Origin of the sequence: Desulfogranum japonicum DSM 18378 (genome assembly GCF_000429945.1) — a bacterium.
GTDB classification, from domain to species: domain Bacteria; phylum Desulfobacterota; class Desulfobulbia; order Desulfobulbales; family Desulfobulbaceae; genus Desulfogranum; species Desulfogranum japonicum.
In genome coordinates this window covers 128,499-149,918 of the sequence record NZ_AUCV01000004.1, presented here as the reverse complement: position 1 = coordinate 149,918, position 21,420 = coordinate 128,499, and the positions used below count along the sequence as shown (strand labels likewise).

Sequence of the window (21,420 nt, the reverse complement as noted above, 5' to 3'; positions counted from 1 at the left end):
CTATTTCTAAAAAGTTAGCAACACAATAGATTAAACGCGGACATATAATCTGTCAACACTTTTTTGCTTGGGGGTGTCAAAAAAGTGCTGATAACAAGGAGAAGACTCTCTGTATCCCCGAAAAATCGGCTGATTTGATATGGGATTCCCTTCTATTATTTTTGTGTTTGTTCCTTTGGAAGGGAAAAGATAAACGGCAAAGCCAGCAGGCCAAGTCCTGCGCTCAGGTAATAGGTGTTTCCCAGACCGATGAAATCAGCAATAGCTCCTACCAGAACGACCACCGCAGATCGTGCAAGAAAGGAGATCATCATAAAAAATCCATTCACCGTGGCAGGGTTGTCACCGGCATTTTCCTGGACCAGTGCAAGCATGACCGGTGTTGTGGATAACACGGTAAAGCCTAGTCCTATCAAACACAGAGCCTGCAGCCAGATTGATTTCATCCATAGGAACAGAAACAGGAATGGAGGGGCGAGCAGCAGTGACAGGAGCAGGGTTGTACGTCTGCCGATTTTATCGCTCAGGTGACCGCAGGTCAGGGCACCGACCACGCCAGAGGTTTCATATATCGCAAGGCTGATACCGGCGAGCCAGAGATTGGCTGTATTCTGGTTGATAAATGTAGGCAGGAAGGTCCCTATGGAGGCGTGCATGAATCCTCGAAAAACCAGAATGCCTGTAATGGGTTGCAAAACATGTGAGGCAGAAGCCCATGCCTTGCGGAGGGACGGCGGTTCTTTTGAAACGGTGTGTACAGGAATGTTTTTGAACTGATAGTAAAGAATGAACGAGGTCAGCAATCCTATGACCATAACAGGATACATGTTTTCCAGTCCGACAAGACTCACTGCTGCCACGGCAATCAGGGGCCCCACAGCTCGCGCCAGTTCTCCGCCTGTCATATAAAAGCTCATGCCAAGCCCTTTGCGGGAGCCTGCAAACCTGTAAATGAGAACCGGTGCCGGTACATGGAAGATTGCAGTACTGCAACCAGAAACAAACAGGAGCAGAAGGAGCGAAGCATAACTGCTGGCCATGCCAATCAGGCTCATGCTCAGGGCTGTGAGCCCTGGTGCGATAATAATGAAATACCTGACATTGAGTTTATCCGCCAGGCTCCCGAGGTACGGGTTTGCAAGGGCTGGTATCTGGATGATGGTGGTCAGGAACCCTGCCTGAGTCAGATTGAGAGACAGTTTTTCTATCAACAGCGGCAGCAGGGGGGCAAGGAAACTGGAATACACATCATGGATAAAGTGACTAAACGAGAGCAGCAGGACTTTGGGAAGTTGAAAGGGGGAGGAAACAAGGTCCGGTGATGAGTGCTGTTGTGAGGCCATGGGACTTTTGATGTGGTGAGTTGGAGTGTCTTTGCAGTTTGATAAAGAAGTATTTGTAATATATGAATGTTATGAAATACTTCTTTTTCAAAAAAAGTCACGGGAAATTCGCACCAGTTTGCCGTGCCTGCATATAGAGTGTTTCCGCCTGGTATGAACTGCGGACAAAAGGAGCAGACGCCACAGCAGCAAAGCCTGCTGCGTTGGCTTTGCATTCCAATTCATCAAATTCTTCCGGTGGTACAAAGCGGGCCACCTCAAGGTGGGTATCAGATGGTTGCAGGTATTGGCCTATGGTCAGAATGTCGCACTGCTGTGCTGCCAGGTCTGCGAAAAGCTGTTCAAGTTCCTGTACTGTTTCTCCCAGGCCGACCATAATGCCTGATTTGGTTATCATTTTCGGCTGGATTGTTTTTACATTGCGGAGTAGTTCAAGGGAGCGACGGTAGATTGCCTGGGGACGCACAGTGGGATACAGCCGTTCAACGGTTTCCATGTTGTGGTTGAGGACATCAGGCGCTGCGTCGATAACAGTTTTCAGGGCTTTGAGATCTCCCTGCAGGTCAGGGATTAATACTTCAATCAGGACTTCGGGAACCGCCTTACGGACAGCGGCAATAGTTGCTGCAAAATGGGCTGCGCCACCATCTGGCAGATCGTCACGGGTCACGGAAGTGATCACTGCATAGTGCAGTTGCATGGTGGCAACAGCATGGGCGACACGTTCCGGTTCGCCAGGATCAGGTGGACCTTTGGGCCCATGTTGAACGGCACAAAATCGGCAGTCACGGGTGCAGTGATCGCCTAAAATCATGAAGGTGGCCGTGCCTTTGCCAAAGCATTCAAACTGGTTGGGGCACATGGCCTCCTGGCAGACTGTGGACAGGCCGCTGCATGCTACCAGTTTGCGTATTTTTTCATAACTTCCGCCTGTTGGGAGTCTGCGTTTCAGCCACGCTGGTTTACCGGTTCTTGATGGCCTGGTCATTGTTTACTGTTCCTGAGAAATGTGTCCAGCGTTTTGGCAGAAACTGTGCAAAGTTCCATGTTTAACGCTTCAGTGAAGTTGTTCCGCAGGCTTTCTTTGACTTCAGCCATGTCCAAGGGCGCCCCGGATTCTTTTGCCATGGAGGTCATGGGGGTGTTGTACAGACCGCAGGGATTGATCCAGGAAAAGGGAGACAGGTCGGTGTTTACATTTAGTGCAAGTCCATGAAAACTGACGCCATGGCGAATGGCTATGCCGATACTGCCCATTTTTGCATCTCCTGCCCAGATACCATGATTGCGTTGATCACGGCAGGCGGAAACCCCAAAATCGGCGGTAGTCTGCAACATGACCTCTTCGAGTTTCCAGACATACTCTTTAACTGCCAGGCGGTGTTCCTTCAGGCTGATAATTGGATAAATTACAAGCTGACCCGGACCGTGATAGGTGATATCCCCACCCCGTTCTATATGCACCAGATCAATGGAATGCTTGTGAAGAAATTCCTCGCTGACGCAGAGGTTTTCCCTGTTGCCACGTCTGCCCAGCGTATAGACCGGTGTATGTTCAAGAAGAAGGAAAATATCCTGGCGCAGTTCGTGTCTGCGTAACTGCACCAGATGTTGCTGTAAATTATGGGCCTGGCGGTAGCTTGTGAGACCGAGGTCTATCCACTGTCCAGTCATCAGTCATCGGCCTGCGCTGTTCCAATCAGACATGGACAACGGGCTGCAGTAACCTCGTCCAACCGTTTGACTTTGCATCGGCTGGGGGCATTGTGAAGGAGTTCCGGCTGGTGCTCCGCTTCATGTGCAATGCGTTTCATGGTGGCTATGAACTGATCCAGATCATCCTTACATTCCGTCTCTGTTGGTTCGATCATGATCGCACCTGGTACTACCAGAGGAAAGTAAATGGTGGGAGGATGAAAACCATAGTCAATGAGTCGTTTGGCGATGTCCAGGGTCGATACTTTGTAGTCATGCTGATTTTTGTCAGAAAAGACGCATTCATGCATGCAGGGTGTCTCGTAGGCAAGGTGAAAGGTGTCTTTGAGATGCGCTCTGATATAATTTGCGTTCAGCACAGCCAGCTGGCTCGCCATGTTGAGTCCTTTGGCTCCCATGGACAGGATGTAGCTGTATGCCCGGATCAATACGCCAAAATTTCCGTGAAAACCATGCACCCTGCCAATTGATTGAGACTGGTCAGTCATCAGCCGATACGTATCACCTTCCTTGACCGCCCGTGGCACGGGAAGGAACTGCTCGAGATCTTTTGTCACACAGACCGGACCTGCTCCAGGACCACCACCTCCGTGGGGCGTGGAAAAGGTTTTGTGGAGATTCAGATGCAGCACATCAATACCGCATTTTTTTGCATCCACTACGCCAAGAACTGCATTCATGTTTGCGCCGTCGCCATACACGAGCCCGCCTTTGGCATGGACAATATCCGCAATTTCTCGAATCTGCTGCTCAAAAAGGCCAAGGGTGTTGGGATTGGTGAGCATGATGCCGGCGGTGTCTTCATCCATTAACGCGGCCACATCATTTTTATCCAGCATACCCCGTGCATTGGATTTAACCGGAATGGCCTTGTATCCGCACAGGGCTGCTGAGGCGGGGTTGGTACCGTGGGCCGTATCCGGGATGAGGATTTTGCTGCGTCTGGAATTATGGCTGGTATGATATTTGTGAAAAATCAGCATACCGGTCAGTTCGCCATGTGCTCCGGCTGCAGGTTGTAGAGAAACTGCGTCAAGCCCTGTAATCTCAGCCAGAAAGTGCTGCAGTTCATACATGATCTGCAGCACTCCCTGAATATGCGTATCCCCAAGCATTGGATGTGCTGCTGCAAAGGCAGGTGTGGCTGCATGTTTTTCATTGATCTTGGGGTTATACTTCATGGTACACGACCCCAGTGGGTACATGCCTGTATCCACGCCAAAATTCCATTGGCTCAGTCTGGTATAATGACGAACCACATCAACTTCACTCAGGTCGGGAAAATCAACTTCTGCACCCAGGAGGCTTTCATCCATGGGCGCGGCAGGTACGTCACTGGAAGGGATGGACATGGCGTGACGTCCCGGCTTTCCCTTTTCCCAAAGCAGAGGTTCATCGAGTATCAAACCGCTGGTTCCAGGTGTTTTGTTCATGCCTTGATCTCCTCGATGATGGTATCCATGTCTTGTCTGGAAAGAGTTTCAGTGACACAGAACAGATAGTGGGATTGCAGTTTGGGGTACCATGTACCCAGTTCCAGTCCGGCAACAATGTTTTTCTGCAGCAGACGATCGTACACTGGTCTGAAATCATCTGTGAAATGCACTACAAATTCGTTGAATGTAGGGCCGGAAAAGGTAAGCTGCGCACCTGCTTTGATGAGTTCCTTTTTAAGGTATTCAGACTTGTCATAATTGAGCCGGGCCATTTCCCGCAATCCTGTGCGTCCAAGAGAGGCCATGTAGGCTGCCGCCGTCATGGCGCAGATGCCCTGGTTGGAACAGATGTTGGATGTTGCCTTTTCTCTGCGGATGTGCTGTTCCCTGGTCGCCAGGGTCAGAACAAAGCCCCGTTTACCATCCAGGTCTTTAGTTTCACCCACCAGGCGGCCTGGCAGGTTCCGTACCAGTTTCTGACGGCATCCGAACATGCCAAGCCCCGGACCTCCCAGTGAACGGGGCAATCCAAAACTCTGGCCTTCGCCACAGACGATGTCGACCCCGCATTGACCGGGATTTTTCAGCAGTCCATAGGCAAATGCTTCACTGAAACAGGTGATGCTAAGGGAGCCTGCTGCATGGATCACCTGTGTTGCCTGTTCCAGATCCTCAATCACTCCAAAAAAGTTTGGAGACTGCAGGGCCACGGCTGCCAGGTCATCCATATCTGTAAGACTGCTCAGATCGGTGCGGCCATCTTCAAGGATCGGAAGTTCCACCAGCTCATAGGAAGTGGGTGCCAGATAGGCCTGGGCCACAGCCCTATAGTGGGGATGGATCGCCTGGGAGACTGCAACTTTATTTTTTTTCTTTGCAACACGCAACCCCATGAGCAGGGCTTCGGCAAGGGCAGAGGCGCCATCGTACATGGAGGCGTTGACGGCATCCATTCCCAGCAGTCGTGCGGTCAGAGTCTGGTACTCAAAAATTCCCTGCAACGTTCCCTGCGCCATCTCAGGCTGGTAAGGGGTATAGGCGGTAAGGAATTCAGACCTTCCCATCAGGTGACGTACAGTTTCGGGCATATAGTGATGATAAGAGCCTGCCCCGACAAAAACTTTGGAACGCTCATTAACCTTCATGCCGGCTGCCAGGGCAGCCATGTGGTCATTGAGTTCCCATTCGGTCATTGCCTCCGGCAGATCCCAGCTGGTGTTCATGCGGCAATCTGCAGGTATCGATGCGAAGAGATCTTCCAGGCTGCTGTGCCCGGTTTTCTCCAGCATATCCTGTATTTCTTCCTGGGTGTGGGGCAGGTATCTCATACCGGTTATCCTTTGAGCAGTTCAAGATAAGCAGAGGCAGACAACAGCTCCTGATACTCATCGCTGTTGGCTGGTTTGATTTCAAGTATCCAGTTGGTGTATGGATCCTGGTTGAGCAATTCCGGGGAATCTTCCAGGTCTGTGTTCACTGCAACTACTTCCCCGGACATAGGGAGATACAGCTCTGATACCGCTTTAACCGATTCCAGCGTGCCGCATTCATCGCCTTTTTCAAAGCTGTCACCTACAGCTGGCAGCTCAACAAAGACAATGTCTCCAAGCTGATCCTGGGCATAGTCCGTCACACCTATACGGATAGTATCTCCAGTTACCTTTGCCCATTCATGTTCATCGGTATAACCGAGATCTTCAGGTAACTGCAGTTCATCTATTTCTTTCATTGATATGCCTCACTGGTTGCAGAACTTGTTTATAGAACGTGTTTTCTTAATGCATGGTTACTACTCGTTGAGAAGTCAAATACGCTTGTAACTTCCCTCTCGTTGTAACCAGGCATGATGCTCGATTGATTATGGCAGCATGGCGGCCATGGGTTTACGCGCGGTTCGATGTGGGCGAACATCGGTTCGTATTTCCACAGGAATCTTTCGCTTGCCGTCAGTCAGAGTAACTTGTGCGCCCGGTTCCATTTGCCGGTTTACGCGAATAAATCCACAACAGAGGCCACGGGGGGCAAAATCCTCGGGCTTACCATCATCCTCTGGTGTTGCCAGGCTGACAATAGTGCCTTGAATCCTGTCTATTGCCATGTCTGTGGCGCAGGTGAGAATGGTCCCGATGTTGTTTCCCTGGTCGTCGACGACATAACTTTTTTCAGTGATCACTATTTTCCGCAGGTCAAATCCCGCAAAAGGGTAGGTCCACATGGATTCGCCAGGATGTAATAACGCCTCTGCTCCAAGAAACTGCTTGCTGAACCCTCCATCGGTATCCGTTGGCAGGGTGAAAAGCCATGGATTGTGCATAAATGGCCAGGCGCCGATGTCCTGGTGCGAAAGCGGCAGAACAGCTCCGGCACGCAATGAATCCCTTGCGGCAAGCCCACAGGCAATCAATCCCTCGTCCTTCCCTGCTGTGAGGATCTGATTCCAGACAGATTGGATATGTTCCGGTGCGACAAAGAGTTCAAAGCCGAATTCTCCTGTATATCCTGTGCGGGAGACCATCAACGGCGTACCGTCCTGCAAATGCACCTGTTCAGCTGAAAGGAGATGAGGATCAAACGTTCCCTTGAAAGAAAAGTAGATCATCTTGTCAAATACAGCTTGCCAGTTAGCCAGCAAGCGGCTGAGAATACGAGTTGATGCCGGGCCCTGGATGTCCATCTTGCCGACTTTGTCGGTCAGGTCGGTTACCGTGACCTCTTCTGTTTTTTTGCTGTGTTGTCTGAGATGTTCTGCTATGGGGGCGCCCATAGCTGCATTGACAACCAGCATATAGGAGTCTGTGGCAAACTGGTAGACAATGGCATCGTCAATCACATGGGCTTGTTCATCAAGAAATAAACCGTAAACGCATCGTCCTGCCACCAGTTCATTTTTTTTAGGACCAATGCAGTTGTCCAGATCCTTGGTAAAACATCTCTGGAGCAGGAGGCGACTGTCTTTGCCATGAATGGTGAGGACAGACATATGCGAGGTGTCAAACAGGCCAGCGGAGGTAATGACTGCCAGGTGTTCTGACTTGGCACCGGAAGGATACCAGAGTGGCATTTCGTATGAACCGAATTCCGCCATGTTGGCACTTTGCCGCATATGCCAACTGTGAAGAGGGGTTTGTTTCATGGTATGCTCCTTGTAAGGTGCCGTTTATGGATTTCCCTGACAGGATAGTGTTGAGCGGGGATGGCCGTTGTTGTCCAGAGGGACTTTCAGGTTAAAACTTTTATAGACCACAAAGGTTTCCACTGATCGGACATTGTCAATGGTGGCAACTTCCTCTGTAAAGAATTCGAGCAAACCAAAGTCATTGTCAAGCATGACGGTTACGATAAGATCAAACCGGCCTGTGACCACACAGACAGAGATTACACCTCGAAGCTTGCTGAATTCCTCTCCTTTTTTAACCAGGTCCATATCTTTGACCTGTACGCCTACCATAACGATCTGCTGATCAGGAAGCGCCTGGGGATTCACCAGGCCGCTGATGGAGAGAATTCCTTCATCTATAAGCTTTTTTACCCTGGAGCGAACAGTTCCCTCGGATAAAGAAAGTTTATCTGCGATTTGTTTATAGGGAGTTCTGCCGTTTTTCAGGAGATTAATAATGGCTATATTGACGGCATCTATGTTCATTGCTTCAGCTCCATGTGATATCTTGCTATTATTAATCATAGCTCCAAATGCTGAAGTGCTCAACTGAAAAGATTATTTTTGTTGATTCCGTAAAAAAGCTAGGGGTAATTTGCGTATTGCGAAAGGTCGCCTGCCAGGGAAAAGAGGAAATGTATTGAAATTACAAGGAGTCTTCATGGCAAGAAAAAAGGGGCAGGAATGAACCTGCCCCTTTGCTGGTGATCAATATGTGAATTGTACCAGTATTGGAATCAACTATGTCACGCTGGATCAACCAAGGGCGGCAAGAGCATCGTCATAATCAGGTTCGTCTGTAATTTCAGGAACCTGCTGGGTATAGACAACCTTTCCAGCACTATCAATAATTACAATGGCCCTGGACAGTAACCCAACAAGAGGGCCGGTGGAAATAGTGACCCCATAATCTTTACCGAACTCAGGAGAACGGAAAACGCTCACCGGAATGACATCTTTCAGACCGTCGGTTTCGCAAAAACGTTGATGGGCAAAAGGGAGATCTGCGGAAACGCAGAGAACAACAGTATCATCCTTTTGAGAGGCTACCTCATTAAATTTACGAACCGAGGATGCACAAACAGGGGTGTCGATGCTGGGAAATATATTGAGGACGATCTGTTTACCAGCATACTCTGCCAAGGTTGCTTCGGAGAGGTCGGTCTTTACCAGGGTAAATGCAGGTGCTGCATCTCCTGTAGCCGGTAACGTTCCAACGGTTTCAATTGCATTCCCCTTGAGTGTGATTTGGGCCATGATATATCTCCTTACATTATAGTTTGGTTACGCCCTTCGACGCACTGTTTCCTCTGCTAATAATGCTGTTTCGTGTGCAGAGATCGCTATGGGCTGAGAAGAATAACTTGTTGCATATGATAATCATTCTTCTTTACCTGTAAAGCATGGAAAAAATATTTTTACAGTCAGGTAACGCTTTGAGATATTTTGGAAAATTTAAAGAAAAATCGCAGCCGCCGGCCTCGGGGCTAACTGTTAAAGAGCGGCGGCTGCAGAGAGTAACAGGCTGTTGATTTCCTGTTACCAGTTTTCGCCAAGCAGCTCAAAATGCGCTTTGGGGTGATCGCATGCCGGGCAACGGTCAGGAGCGCTGTTTCCCTCATGGAGATACCCGCAGTTTCTGCAACGCCAGGTAACTTTTTCTTCACGGGTAAAGACTTTATTGGTTTCAATATTTGCTTTCAGATCTCTGTAGCGTTTCTCATGCTGTTTTTCTGCAACGGCAATGGCTTCAAAAACATCGGCAATTTCCTGGAAACCTTCTGCCCTTGCAGTTACTGCAAATTCAGGGTACATGACGGTGTGCTCATGATGTTCTCCCTGCGCTGCTTCTTCAAGGTTTTCCAGGGTGGTGCCGATAACGCCTGCCGGAAAGGACCCTGTGATTTCCACTTCACCGCCTTCAAGCATTTTGAACAACCGTTTGGCATGTTCTTTTTCTTGATTTGCTGTTTCTTCGAATATATCGGAAATCTGTACATAACCGTCTTTTTTTGCCTGTGCAGCAAAGTAGGTATAACGGTTACGTGCCTGTGATTCTCCGGAAAAAGCTGTTACAATGTTTTTTTCTGTTTGTGTGCCTTTCAGTGAAGCCATGTCAGTCTCCTTTCTAGGTGTCTTTAAAAAATCTGTCAGCTCAAGGCTGTCAGTTTTGTATGCCTTATAGTGTTTCATGACAGATCAACATGTGGGCTTGATCTGTTTGCGAGTTTTGCGCGTAAGCATACTATAAAGAGAATGGTTTGCAAATAATAATTATTATTAAATGTGGATTTTGCCAAAAAGATAATCTGGCGGGTATTCTATGTCGTGACTGAATTTCTACGAAAACGTTTAGGGTCGCGGAAAATAATAAATATCCAAAAATTGCGTAGGATATCGGTTTGGTAACGTCATCGCGTCAATGGTTCCATACTGGCGGTATTGAGCCATTTACGCGACGACGTTACCGAGTTGAGAGACAAACAAGACTGGATAATTTATTTTTTCTGTGACCCTTACTTTCAAAGTGTAATTGGTCTGTTCTATAAATTCAAACCTAACTGACCGTGGAGGGTAATTTCTTCTCTTGATGAGAAATTGATAACCGTTGTTCAGAGATCAAAATATTGGAATGAGGACAATTTTTCTCCCTTGGCCAACGTATGCTGGAGGCATTACCCTGTGTATATCTGGGCTAAGGTTGTTTGCATGCAATCACTTGTTGCTGGTTGGACAATGATAGGAATGGAACTATTCACTGTTATGTTTACTGCACTCAGGGCAGATACCATGGATCACAGCGTTTTTTCTCCTTATTTGGCCTAATTCGGCTACAGTTCCTGGAGCCGGCATGGTGTCAAAATCCGGCCAGAAGAAGTCTTTTACCTGGCCACAGTCATCACAGATAAAGTGGTGATGGAGTGTCGTCGCTATTTCATATCTGGCATGACTTTCTTTGGTCTCTATCCGCCGGATCAGATTATGTTTTTCATAGGTTGTCAGAGTTCGATATACAGTATCCAGGGAAAGGGTTGGCAATGACTCTGCCAGTCTGCTGTGAAGGATTTCCGCAGTGGGATGGTCATCGGCCAGGAGGAGTTGGTGAAAGATTTCCAGGCGCTGATGCGTCACCTTGAGGTTCAGGTTTCTGCAGGTGGTTTCAAATTTTTTGAGCTGTTGTTGTATATCCTTACAGTGCATACATTACCCAGTGGTGATGGAGAATATGAATTGTGATTGATAATCTTTATCGCAGGAAGCGTCAAGCAATCTCTCTATCATATTCTGTATATCTTTCTGTGTTCCCATGTTCGTCACAAGGCAACCTCTGGGTAAGGGACGTCTTGGGTGTCCATGCAAGAGGTTTTTTAACGGCCGACAGCTCAGCAACGACTCCGGAGCACACGTAAAAGATTACCACTGGTATATGGCTGATCCCGGAGTCTGCGCTGATATTTGATTTCTATTTCAATAGACTCTGGATGGCAGTTCCATGGTTGAGTCCTTCTAGCCAGGGTTGGGGGACACTGTCAGGGCCAAGATGTGCGGCAAGCATCATGGCCGCAACCATTCCGCGTGCTGACGAATCCCCTCCTGCCATGACGTTGGAGACAAGCGCTTCTTTCAGGTTGTGCGGGTAGCGGGCAACCAGGTGAATAGCACCTGGGAGAGCAGACGCGATTCCGCACATCTGGCCGAAATTTTGAATTACCTCGAGTGAATCTTTGTCTGCGGAATCCAGTGCTGAACGAATGCGTATATCCAGATCAAGATCTGCAACACCCTGTTCAAGTGCCTCTTCCATTGCCTGCAGTGGGGCTGTCCCCTGGAGAATTACATACATCGAGCGAGCAAGAAATTCTGCACCGGCCAGAGTGGCTGGGTGATTATGGGTCATGGAGGTCTGCTCTTTGGTGTATTTTAACAGGAGTTCGCTATTGTCTCCATACCAGAGAAGCAATGGGGCCATCCGGGCAGGCCCACCAAGGTCTGTGGAGGTGGAACCGCATTCTCCAGGTCCTTTCCCCTTGTTCAGATTGTCCAGCGTAGCTTTGGTTGCTTTGTCCACATAGCCATTATATGAGTCGGTAAACAATTTTTTCCAGGATGCCGCAAAATTCTGCAATACAAATCCGTCATTTTCAGCAAGGGACTCCAGCAATACAAGGCTCTGATCCCCGTAATGGGTGAAGTCACCTTTTTTTTTGCCAGCATGGAAGGAGTTGGGCAGGGGGGCATGGAAGGTGTCAAGAGTACCAAACGTCTGTGCAATGAGTTTGGTGTCATATATCCAATGAGCCCCAAGGGCTAGCGAATCGGCTGCAAAGGAAGCGAGAACGGCAGCTTTGGTGTTTTCTCTCATGATGATCTCCTATTGCGGAACTGTGGGGTTGATTGCAACAGCAGGTAGAATAAGAAAAGTACACACACTGATATGAATCAATGTGGAAACTGTCAAATGGTAATTTCCCGTGACCTTAACCTCATGATGGACCTGGTAAAGAAAATGCGTGGAGAAGCCGAGAAGAATGATGGAGTCTAAAATTCTTAATCTTTATATCTAAAGGAGGTTTTCTTACCATGAAAATAGCTGCGACTATGGTCAGCATGGATGCAGCGAGAAACTACACGGAAGTAGATCAGTACAACACAGGCTGGCAACAGGGAAATATCACCCCTGTTTCTTTTTCTCAAACCTCATTGAGCTCTTCAGGAGCTACCTTTCAGCAACGGCTTTTTACCCTTCTTCAGTCTTCCAGCAGCAGTAGTCAATCTGGAACCTGTTCCATCACCTCTGGAGAAAATATCACTGATGATATTTCTACACCAGCATCTGCTGTTTCTGAGCATGCCCAGGGCTATGCATTGTCGGCAATGGTGCAACAGGTCACAGGTGCCTCGGTACAGGTAAATCAGGTTCAAAACGTTCAGGACGCCTCTTCCGGAATTACCGGGAATACCTTTGTTAACCAGGCCAGTTTTTATGCCTCGGCTGTGCACGTTGAACAGGAATCGGTCAGTTTTCATGCTCAGGGAGCTGTGCAGACAGACAACGGTGAGACGATTTCCTTCTCCATGGGAGTACAGATGCAGCGACAGGAAATTGCCATACAATGGGCTGGATTGTCCCAAACTATTCAGGGCATAGATCCCATAGTGCTCAATTTTGAAGATGACGTATCTTTGTGTGATCAGACCTATTTTTCTTTTGATCTTGATGGGGATGGCACGTGTGAGGAAATTCCGGGACTTGGGAGTGGCAGTGGTTTCCTCGCCCTTGACAGGGATCACGATGGGCTGATTAGTAATGGCCTGGAGCTTTTTGGTCCCTCAACGGGGAGTGGGTTCGCGGAATTGGCGGAACTGGATGATGATGGAAACGGTTGGATTGATGAAAATGACGCTATATTTGATCATTTAAAGGTCTGGTTCGCAGCCGGTGGGGAAGAGGAACGGTTGGTAAGCTTGAGGGAAGCGGGAGTGGGTGCTATTTCCGTAGCCAATGTCGGCACCCAATTCACCCTGGAAGACGAAAATGGGCAAGTGCAGGGTATTGTCCGGGCCAATGGGCTGTTTCTTATGGAAAATGGAGAGCCGAGATCCCTCCAGGAAATTGATCTTGTACCGAGGCAAGACCAGGAATTGGGGCAGACAGCAAGGCAAGATCAGGAATTCGGGCAAACAGTAGAAGCTCCGGAGGGTGATGAACCTGTTTTCGCAGCAGTGGAAAGGCTGCGAGAAATTATTTTTTGGCAACGGTTTCGTTTGCAGATGATGCTGGCGAATAAGCGGTTGGGAACTCCGGTGGATGAATTGGTGGAGAGACTGAAGTTCCTTTCTGCAGATTATAAAGGTAACAGCTTGTCATAATACAATCCATTTTGCTTCCATAAGCAGCAGGGTACCAGGGGTACCGGATATGTCACTGTGGCTATTTTCTGCACAGATCCGGTACCCGGTATATAAAGGCCGCTGCACTTATCAGGGAACATTTTTGTTTCCCCGTCATTCTGTGGTATTCTACAGGTGTCTAGAGAAAAAATGCTATGCACGTAATGTGATGAATTATTTTCCGGGGCCTGCCAGATGCAAAGGATGCAAAAGTTTAATTGTCTGATCATGTTGTCTTTGTGCTCTTTTTTTTCTGTATTTCTTGTTGGGTGCCATCCCCCTGAACCGATTAAGATAGGATTTATCGGTGGGACCACGGGACGGGTTGCCGACCTCGGTATTTCGGGGCGCGACGCGATACAATTGGCAGTGGAGGAAGTAAATTTGGAGGGGGGAATCAACGGGCGCACCCTTCAGCTCATTATAAAAAATGATCAACAAAACGAGGAAAAGGCCAGGCAGGCAGTGGCCGAGCTCATTGAAGAACAGGTTGAGGTTGTTGTCGGGCCCATGACCAGTGATATGGCCATGGTTATTGTTCCGGAGTTGAACAGAGCGAAAATAGTCTGCGTTTCCCCGACTGTCAGTACAGAGAAGCTTTCCGGGAAGAATGATTATTTTTTCAGGGTTACTGCAACAACAAAAAACAATGCTTCGCAGAGCGGAGCCTATCATGCCCGGACAGGGAAAATACATCGTCTGGCCGTGCTCTATGATCTGAACAATCAGGCATATAGCACAAACTGGCTGAAATATTTCAGACAAGAGTTTGAACAAAAAGACAGGCAAATTATTATATCTCTGGGCTTTGATGCCACTGCCGGAGATGTTTTCAGTGAGGCGGTTAACCAGGTTTTGGCAGTGAATCCCGAGGGGATACTGGTTATCGGCAATTCAATGGATTCTGCCTTGATTTGTCAGCAGATTCGAAAGGCAAACACGCATGTCTACATTACCCTGGCTGACTGGGGAGCAACTGAGCGTCTTCTTGAACTTGGTGGAAAATCAGTGGAAGGAGCTACTGCCATTCAAGTTTTTGACAGGGCCGATCCAAGCAGTTATTTTCAACAATTCAGGGAAACGTATCTGGAACGGTTTCAGGAAGAACCTGGGTTTGGCGGTGTATTGGCATATGACGCGGCAAAGGTTGTTGTCCATGCGTTGAAAATCCGCAAAAAGGGACAAAGCCTGAAAGAGGCCATTGATCAGATGGCTGAGATTCAGGGCTTGCAGATGCCTATCAGTTTTGATGAATATGGAGAAAGAAAAAAAAGTAACTCGAGAATGAGTATAATATCGGGCAGTCATTTTGTTGTGCTGGAGTAAACCATGGCGCAAGGCACCTCAATCCACCTTTACACCGCCCAGCGTTTTGCCATGGTTACCCTGGTGCCGGTTGTTATCATTACCGGCCTGGTCTGGTTTGGCCTTTCCCCCATTATTCGTGACAGTATATCCAATCAGAATCAATCATTAGCCCGCACCGTGGCCGGACAAATTTCCGCCCACCTCACCGGTGCAGAACGTCAACTTGGTGCTTTGGCGGGCATAATAGGGAGCAAAGACGTCGACCTTTACCCTGATTGGGAAATAACATCGTTTCTTGATTTCAACTGCGGCAATGGTGAGTTGTTTGAAACCATATATATAATCAAAGCCGAAGAAACACGTATTCTCAACGTTGGCCTGGTCAGTTATCGTCGTTACCAGCGCAATGATTACCTCGGTATTGATATTTCAAACCGTGATTTCTATAAAGAAAAGCTTCGTCCCGGCCAGTTTCTCTGGTCTGAACCATTTCTTTCCACCGTGAGCGGCAGGCAGGCCATTGCCCTGATCATTGCTCTGTCTGACAGACTGCTTATCGGTGAGGTTACCCTGGAACACCTTTCATCGTTTACCAGTAATGTTCCCCTTGAAGCACAGTTTGAGATACTGGTCTGGGACAGAAAACAGCGTATTGTAGCGGACTCCCGGCTGAATCTGGCCGGGCAGCATTTGACCGGGCCGTTATCTTTTTCTTCTGATACGGAGCAGGAAGAAAGGTTGCAGTCCTTTTATCTGGCCGGAGAACATTTTGTCGGCTCCACCATGCCCATCGTCAAACTGGGGTGGACAGTTCAGGTGGCACAGCCTTTTGCCCTTGCTTACCAACCCATACAGATGACTTTGTTCATCATCGGGGCAGGATTACTGATAAGTCTGGTTTTTATTACCTTTATCTCCCTGCTCCAGGGCGAACACCGTGCTGCCCAGATCGGTCACTACATCGACTATGCTCAGGCGGTCGCCGATGGGGAATATGATAAAGAATGGCCTGCATTCAAAATCAGAGAGTATCAAATACTCGCACTGCGTCTCCAGGAGATGGCTGAAGAGATTCAACGGCGCGAGCAGGAATTGATAGCCAGTGAAAACCACATGCGTATTACCCTGGATGCCATTGCCGATGCCGTCATAACTACGGATGAATATGGAACCATAACACGACTCAATCCGGCTGCTGAACGCCTCACAGGGTGGAGTAAGATTGTGGCTTTTGGACATCCTTTGATGGATGTTTTTCAGGTTGTTGACCCTGTGGAACGAGCAAGTGTAGCTGATCCGGTTGACGTGGTACTGGCCACAAAAAACACCTATGATCGCGCAGAGTCCAACATACTGATCAATAGAGATGGTTATGAGTATCTTATCATAGATAACGCTTCTCCGATTTTGAATGTATCTGGGAACATTGTTGGTGTGGTCCTTGTGTTTCGTGACGTCACTGAGGCGCATACCCAGGAATTGATTATACGGGAAAACGAGAGTCGACTGCGACAACTGACCGATAATATTCCAGGAGCTGTCATACAAATCAGAACTACACAGGATCACATTTATCAAAATGAATTTCTGAGTGCCAAGACAAGTGAAATTTTTGGCCTGGACCCTGATGCAGAAAATTTACAGGAACAGTTTTATGCCTGTATTCCTGACAATGAAAAAGAGCATTACAGGCAATCCATGTATGAGGCCATCGATCAGGTTGCTCCCTGGAATTATGAAGGGCATTTTCTTCGCCCTGACGGAGAAATGATCTGGTTCAGTGCCCAGGCAAATCCTAAGTCCGATGGAGAAACCATCGTGTATTACGGAGTGTTGACTGACATTACCGAGCGAAAAAGGCTGGAAAGTTCTCTTCGCCTCACCCAGTTCTGCTTTGATAGAGCCTCTTTTGGTATTTTTTACGCAAAGCCGGGTGGTCAGATAACAAGTGCAAATGAAATGGCCTGTTCTCAACTCGGTTATAGTGAGACCGAGTTGACTCAGATGACGGTATTTGACATAGATCCGGGATATTCCGGGGAAATGATTACTGAGATATTCCGCCAGCTTCGTATCACTCCACATTATAGACTCGAAACGTGGCATCGGCATAAGAGTGGTCGTTTATACCCTGTGGAGATATTCGTCAATTATATCTCCTTTGAAGACCAGGAATTGGCTGTCTGCTTTGTCACAGATATTTCAGAACGAAAAAAATGGCAACAGGATCTCCAGGAAAGTGAACGGAGGTTTCGAAGTCTGTTCAACGATGCGCCCATGATGTATGTGATAACCGATGTTCAGGACAAATTGATGATCGTTGATGTGAATGATACATTTCTCAACCGACTTGGATATGATCGTGACAGTGTTTTGAACACCCCCTTGACCAACTATTACAGTCCAACTTCACAGAAAGAGATGTTAAAGAGTTCGTTGCCTGTGGAGCGTGAACTGGTGACAAGGGATAATGAAGTGGTTGCTGTGATAGCTGATGCTATCTCTGAATATGATACGGAAGGACAGCTCAGCGGTATACGGATTATGTTTCTCGATAATACGGAACGAAAAAAAGCTGAGCGTGAGGTCAATAAACTGCGGACTTTTCTTACCAATGTGTATAACTCCTTGCCCATGGTGTTTGTTGGAGTAGACCGGGATTTGCGGGTAACCCAGTGGAATAGAGTAGCTGAAGAATATACCGGAATCACTTTGGCAGATGCAGCCTTGGAGCGATTGGTTGATGTTTTTCCGAGACTGGCTGATCAGGAAAACAATATTAAGAGATCCATTGCAACAGGTCAACCTGTCATAACTGCGAAAGTTCCAGTCACCAAAAACGGGAAACATTTGTATGAGGATATAATTGTTTACCCTATTATGGGTGGAAAGGAAGGCGCTGTCATTCGTATAGAGGATTCGACCAAACGCGTGCATATGGAAGAGGTAATGATCCAGAGTGAGAAAATGCTCTCCATCGGAGGACTTGCCGCTGGTATGGCCCATGAGATCAATAATCCCCTGGCCGGATTGCTTCAGAATACGCAGGTGCTGGAAAACAGGTTGTATGGTGATATCCCTGCCAATACAAAAACAGCCCTGGAAGTTGGGCTTGATCTCACTGTGCTGCGAAGGTACATGGATGCCAGAAAGATGCCACGCTTGCTCGGGCACATACAGGACGCCGGTACGCGAATTGCCTCCATCGTCAGCAATATGCTCAGTTTTGCACGGAAAAGTGAAGATGTTTTCAGCCGCCATGAAGTTACCGGAATGCTTGATCAGTCCATTGAACTGGCCAGAACAGATTATGACATGAAAAAGGAATATGACTTCCGTTCCATTGAGATCATACGGAAGTATGACAATGAAATTGTCGTTTCCTGCGATGGCAGCAAAGTACAGCAGGTCTTTCTCAATATCCTGAAAAATGGTGCCGAGGCAATGTCCGAAGGGCCAAAGACAGTACCTCCCAAATTTATCCTTCGAGTATACGAAGAGGGGGAATGGGCAACCATTGAAATAGAGGATAATGGCCCTGGTATGGATGAGGCCACAAGAAAACGGGTGTTTGAACCGTTTTTTACAACCAAAGAGGTGGGAAAAGGAACCGGATTGGGGTTGTCCGTTTCCTATTATATCATTACAGAAAACCACGGAGGTAAAATGCATGTTCGGTCGATTTCAGGTCAGGGAACTACCTTCGTGATTCAGTTGCCTAAAGACAGGCTGAGTGTCAGTTAGCCTGCATTTCTCATGATTTTTTTGATTAAGTGCTTAACTGACTAAAATGAAAGCGTTTGCTGAACATCCCAGGAAAACAGCATGTTTTTCAGGGAGATTCAAAAAAGTCCCCCATGGGGCGAGCAGATTTTACAGTACCTGCTTTGTCACCGAACATTTGCAGTAGTTCACTATAGCTGCATGTCCGGTGCCTTGCATCTACTGCAAAATATACTCGTGAGAAATCCGGGCTAGTGCCTGTCCAGCAATAGTCTTTTTGCCCAGTTTTTGCGTTATGCTTAAACTTGAACAATAATCCTCATGTATGGACACACACCAGCTATCAATGAACTTGCAGAGAATCAGGAATATATGAATGCTTCACGTATTTTGATTATTGATGATGAGCAGGCGATCCTTGATTCGTTTCAGGAATATCTGGAAGATTATGGGTATGAAATACTCACAGCCCACAATGGCCGTCAGGGGCTGGAGCTTGCACACAGTGAGCAACCGGATCTTATCCTGGTGGATCTTCGCATGCCCAAGGTGGGAGGGCTTGAAGTGCTGGCGCAAGTATCATCCTTTTCTCCGATGACTCCTATGATTGTGGTATCCGGAACAGGTAGTGTGGGGGATGCCGCCGAAGCTCTGCACAATGGTGCCTGGGACTATCTGCTTAAACCCGTTGAAGATTTGTCCCTGCTCTTGCATGCTGTGGAAACTGCACTTGAAAAGTCTCGTCTGCAAAAAGAGAACCTGGAATATAAAGAATATCTGGAAAAACTGGTTGAAGAGCGAACTGCTGAGTTAAAGCAGGCGAATGTTCACCTTGAGCAGTTCAATCAACGTTTGCGTGATATTGTCGAGACCATCAGGGCCCTCTCTTCTTGCAATGAAATACAGGCATTTGGTGAATTACTGCTGAAAGAATTCAGCATGCATATGCAGGCAGCCGATGGCTCCCTGTATCTCAGGGAGACGAATGGATTCCGTCTTATCCATACTTTGGAGGGGGGAGATGCTGCCCGTTTTATTCCTTTTCCTTTAGCTGAACAGTCTGTTTTTTCCAGGGCCTTTGAAGAAAACAGGCCTTTTCTGCAGAAAAACATCGGTCAGGATACTTCCGTTTTTCCCCATGGCTTAAAGGGAGGGGAAAGTGAATGTGCGTTGGTTTTTCCGCTGCCCGACGAAGAAAAGGGGATTGCAGCCATTATAATGTTTAATAATCGTTCTGGTTCTGCATTTGGAGAGCAGGATATCGAAATCGGCAATATTCTAGTTTCATACAGCAGTAAAGCACTGGGAGCGGTAAAGGCCAATGAGCAGTTGGCAGAAAATGAAAAACGATTACGTCAGATACTTGATATTCTTCCTGTGGGTATATTTATTGTTGATGTGGAGACAGAGACCATTCAATACACGAACCCATATGCAGCCTCTCTTCTTGGCAAACAGTCAACAGGTATTGTGGGGCATACCTATACAGATGTCCTACAGGCCCAGAGGGTGTCTGGTAGTTCGGAGAAGAGTGATCCAGCGGAACAACTCCTGTTACATGTCAATGGCAGAGAAGTGGTCGTATTGCGGGAAGTTTCTCTTGCTAAAATCGAGGGCCGCGAATCATATATTGAATGCATAATAGATATCAGTGAGCAAATCAAAGCGGAAGAAGAGAAAGAAGCTCTGCAGAAGCAGTTGCTGCATGCAGATAAGATGGAAGCCCTTGGCACGCTTGCAGGTGGTGTGGCCCATGACTTCAACAATATTCTCAGCGCGGTTATAGGATTTGCGGACCTGGGGTTACTTGAATTACATGATCAGGCGACCTCGATTTATGGAAAGCTGGAGTCCATTAAGGCCGCTGCGCAACGGGCCAAAGATTTGGTTGAACAGATTCGGGCTTTCAGCCGAATGCAGCAACAAATGCAGATACCCATGAACATTGTGCCTGTGGTGCGTGAAGTAACGCAATTACTCAAATCATCATTGCCGGCAGATATCTCTATAAAGACCAACCTGAAGACCAGAAGATCAATTGTTGGTGATCCGACACAGATCCACCAAATTATAATGAATCTCTGTACCAACTCTTATCATGCCATGCAGACCTCTGGAGGGGTGTTGTCCATTACCGTGGAAGAGATTGAAATAGAAAAGCAACAACTCAGCATGCTTCCTAACCTGGAGCAGGGGGGGTACATCCGTATGAGTATTGCCGATACAGGTACAGGTATTGATCCGGAAATTGTCGGCAGGATTTTTGAGCCTTATTTCACAACAAAAGAAAAAATAAAAGGTACCGGGCTGGGACTTGCCATTGTTCACAGTATCGTTCGGCAGCATAAGGGAGAAATCACTGTTGACAGTACTCCGGGTGAAGGAACTGTTTTTCACGTGTATTTGCCTGTAAGCGAGGCTGCCGTCACTGAAGTTGCGCAAAGCGGACAAAAGATTCCTTCTGGTACCGAGCATGTACTTGTGGTAGATGATGAAGAAACCCTGGTGCAAATTACCACGGAACTGTTATATCATCTGGGATATAAAGTTACGGGGGTTGTTGAAAGTGTGAAGGCCCTCGAACTGTTTAAACAGGATCCTGATCGATTTGATATTGTTTTAAGTGATTACGATATGCCGGACTTAAAGGGGATGCAGCTGGCCCTGGAAATTCACAATCTCAGACCGGAATTGCCAATAATGCTGTGTAGTGGTTACACTGATAAAATAGACCCGGCAAGGGCTACAGCTTTAGGGATTAGAAAAATTTTAAATAAACCGCTTTCTCTAGATACGTTAGGGTACGCGATACGGGAAGTTCTTGACAGCTGATTCCGTTCACCCC

The 21,420-nt window shown here is 47.6% G+C and carries 16 protein-coding genes; 4 read left to right on the top strand and 12 right to left on the bottom strand.

Annotated features, from left to right (window positions below; all coding sequences use genetic code 11):
- Window positions 1–155: 155 nt before the first annotated feature.
- The 12 genes from G493_RS0105155 to G493_RS0105100 all read right to left on the bottom strand — a co-directional run bounded on the left by G493_RS0105155 (window position 156) and on the right by G493_RS0105100 (window position 12,015).
- Entirely contained in the window at window positions 156–1,343 is a 1,188-nt protein-coding gene (locus G493_RS0105155) for an MFS transporter (protein ID WP_028579517.1), read from the bottom strand.
- A 97-nt stretch (window positions 1,344–1,440) separates the two neighbouring features.
- Window positions 1,441–2,331, bottom strand: a complete 891-nt coding sequence (gene lipA, locus G493_RS0105150; RefSeq protein WP_028579516.1) for a lipoyl synthase — start codon at window positions 2,329–2,331, stop codon at window positions 1,441–1,443.
- Entirely contained in the window at window positions 2,328–3,017 is a 690-nt protein-coding gene (gene lipB, locus G493_RS27890) for a lipoyl(octanoyl) transferase LipB (protein WP_035273663.1), read from the bottom strand. Before lipB ends, lipA begins: the two co-directional genes overlap by 4 nt.
- Window positions 3,017–4,492: an aminomethyl-transferring glycine dehydrogenase subunit GcvPB gene (gene gcvPB, locus G493_RS0105140; RefSeq protein WP_028579515.1), complete on the bottom strand. Its 1,476-nt coding sequence runs from the start codon at window positions 4,490–4,492 to the stop codon at window positions 3,017–3,019. The genes lipB and gcvPB overlap by 1 nt, the downstream gene beginning before the upstream one ends.
- Window positions 4,489–5,823 (bottom strand): aminomethyl-transferring glycine dehydrogenase subunit GcvPA, encoded by a 1,335-nt coding sequence (gene gcvPA / locus G493_RS0105135; RefSeq protein ID WP_028579514.1) that lies wholly within the window; start codon window positions 5,821–5,823, stop codon window positions 4,489–4,491. Before gcvPA ends, gcvPB begins: the two co-directional genes overlap by 4 nt.
- Window positions 5,824–5,828: 5 nt before the next feature.
- Window positions 5,829–6,224, bottom strand: coding sequence for a glycine cleavage system protein GcvH (gene gcvH / locus G493_RS0105130; protein ID WP_028579513.1), 396 nt, complete (start codon window positions 6,222–6,224; stop codon window positions 5,829–5,831).
- A gap of 129 nt (window positions 6,225–6,353) precedes the next feature.
- Window positions 6,354–7,628, bottom strand: a complete 1,275-nt coding sequence (locus tag G493_RS0105125; RefSeq protein ID WP_028579512.1) for an aminomethyltransferase family protein — start codon at window positions 7,626–7,628, stop codon at window positions 6,354–6,356.
- A 24-nt stretch (window positions 7,629–7,652) separates the two neighbouring features.
- Window positions 7,653–8,138, bottom strand: a complete 486-nt coding sequence (locus G493_RS0105120) for an Lrp/AsnC family transcriptional regulator (RefSeq protein WP_028579511.1) — start codon at window positions 8,136–8,138, stop codon at window positions 7,653–7,655.
- A gap of 270 nt (window positions 8,139–8,408) precedes the next feature.
- Window positions 8,409–8,909, bottom strand: a complete 501-nt coding sequence (tpx, locus tag G493_RS0105115; protein ID WP_028579510.1) for a thiol peroxidase — start codon at window positions 8,907–8,909, stop codon at window positions 8,409–8,411.
- Between the two features lie 282 nt (window positions 8,910–9,191).
- On the bottom strand, window positions 9,192–9,767 hold the full coding sequence (gene rbr, locus G493_RS0105110; protein WP_028579509.1) for a rubrerythrin: 576 nt from the start codon (window positions 9,765–9,767) through the stop codon (window positions 9,192–9,194).
- 636 nt (window positions 9,768–10,403) lie between these two features.
- Window positions 10,404–10,853: a Fur family transcriptional regulator gene (locus G493_RS0105105; protein ID WP_028579508.1), complete on the bottom strand. Its 450-nt coding sequence runs from the start codon at window positions 10,851–10,853 to the stop codon at window positions 10,404–10,406.
- Window positions 10,854–11,115: 262 nt separating this feature from the next.
- Window positions 11,116–12,015, bottom strand: coding sequence for an ADP-ribosylglycohydrolase family protein (locus tag G493_RS0105100; protein WP_028579507.1), 900 nt, complete (start codon window positions 12,013–12,015; stop codon window positions 11,116–11,118).
- 218 nt (window positions 12,016–12,233) lie between these two features.
- Here G493_RS0105100 and G493_RS31825 point away from each other — a divergent pair, with 218 nt between their 5' ends.
- The 4 genes from G493_RS31825 to G493_RS31815 all read left to right on the top strand — a co-directional run bounded on the left by G493_RS31825 (window position 12,234) and on the right by G493_RS31815 (window position 21,407).
- The gene (locus G493_RS31825; RefSeq protein ID WP_051309024.1) at window positions 12,234–13,523 is read left to right on the top strand and encodes a hypothetical protein; all 1,290 of its coding nucleotides are present in this window, start codon (window positions 12,234–12,236) and stop codon (window positions 13,521–13,523) included.
- A 225-nt stretch (window positions 13,524–13,748) separates the two neighbouring features.
- Window positions 13,749–14,870 carry an ABC transporter substrate-binding protein gene (locus G493_RS0105085; protein WP_051309023.1) on the top strand — a complete coding sequence of 374 codons (1,122 nt, stop codon included), beginning with the start codon at window positions 13,749–13,751 and terminating at the stop codon, window positions 14,868–14,870.
- A gap of 3 nt (window positions 14,871–14,873) precedes the next feature.
- Window positions 14,874–18,596, top strand: a complete 3,723-nt coding sequence (locus G493_RS31820) for a PAS domain S-box protein (protein WP_051309022.1) — start codon at window positions 14,874–14,876, stop codon at window positions 18,594–18,596.
- A gap of 300 nt (window positions 18,597–18,896) precedes the next feature.
- On the top strand, window positions 18,897–21,407 hold the full coding sequence (locus G493_RS31815) for a response regulator (RefSeq protein WP_051309021.1): 2,511 nt from the start codon (window positions 18,897–18,899) through the stop codon (window positions 21,405–21,407).
- Window positions 21,408–21,420 lie beyond the last annotated feature (13 nt).

What these genes read in the sequence shown, in the direction of transcription:
- gcvH (WP_028579513.1), bottom strand. Translation starts at nt 6,224, where the DNA reads ATGAAAGAAATAGATGAACTGCAGTTACCTGAAGATCTCGGTTATACC.
- G493_RS0105120 (WP_028579511.1), bottom strand. Translation starts at nt 8,138, where the DNA reads ATGAACATAGATGCCGTCAATATAGCCATTATTAATCTCCTGAAAAAC.
- lipA (WP_028579516.1), bottom strand. Translation starts at nt 2,331, where the DNA reads ATGACCAGGCCATCAAGAACCGGTAAACCAGCGTGGCTGAAACGCAGA.
- G493_RS0105125 (WP_028579512.1), bottom strand. Translation starts at nt 7,628, where the DNA reads ATGAAACAAACCCCTCTTCACAGTTGGCATATGCGGCAAAGTGCCAAC.
- gcvPA (WP_028579514.1), bottom strand. Translation starts at nt 5,823, where the DNA reads ATGAGATACCTGCCCCACACCCAGGAAGAAATACAGGATATGCTGGAG.
- rbr (WP_028579509.1), bottom strand. Translation starts at nt 9,767, where the DNA reads ATGGCTTCACTGAAAGGCACACAAACAGAAAAAAACATTGTAACAGCT.
- G493_RS0105105 (WP_028579508.1), bottom strand. Translation starts at nt 10,853, where the DNA reads ATGCACTGTAAGGATATACAACAACAGCTCAAAAAATTTGAAACCACC.
- G493_RS31825 (WP_051309024.1), top strand. Translation starts at nt 12,234, where the DNA reads ATGAAAATAGCTGCGACTATGGTCAGCATGGATGCAGCGAGAAACTAC.
- G493_RS0105085 (WP_051309023.1), top strand. Translation starts at nt 13,749, where the DNA reads ATGCAAAAGTTTAATTGTCTGATCATGTTGTCTTTGTGCTCTTTTTTT.
- G493_RS31815 (WP_051309021.1), top strand. Translation starts at nt 18,897, where the DNA reads ATGTATGGACACACACCAGCTATCAATGAACTTGCAGAGAATCAGGAA.
- G493_RS0105155 (WP_028579517.1), bottom strand. Translation starts at nt 1,343, where the DNA reads ATGGCCTCACAACAGCACTCATCACCGGACCTTGTTTCCTCCCCCTTT.
- G493_RS31820 (WP_051309022.1), top strand. Translation starts at nt 14,874, where the DNA reads ATGGCGCAAGGCACCTCAATCCACCTTTACACCGCCCAGCGTTTTGCC.
- G493_RS0105100 (WP_028579507.1), bottom strand. Translation starts at nt 12,015, where the DNA reads ATGAGAGAAAACACCAAAGCTGCCGTTCTCGCTTCCTTTGCAGCCGAT.
- gcvPB (WP_028579515.1), bottom strand. Translation starts at nt 4,492, where the DNA reads ATGAACAAAACACCTGGAACCAGCGGTTTGATACTCGATGAACCTCTG.
- tpx (WP_028579510.1), bottom strand. Translation starts at nt 8,909, where the DNA reads ATGGCCCAAATCACACTCAAGGGGAATGCAATTGAAACCGTTGGAACG.
- lipB (WP_035273663.1), bottom strand. Translation starts at nt 3,017, where the DNA reads ATGACTGGACAGTGGATAGACCTCGGTCTCACAAGCTACCGCCAGGCC.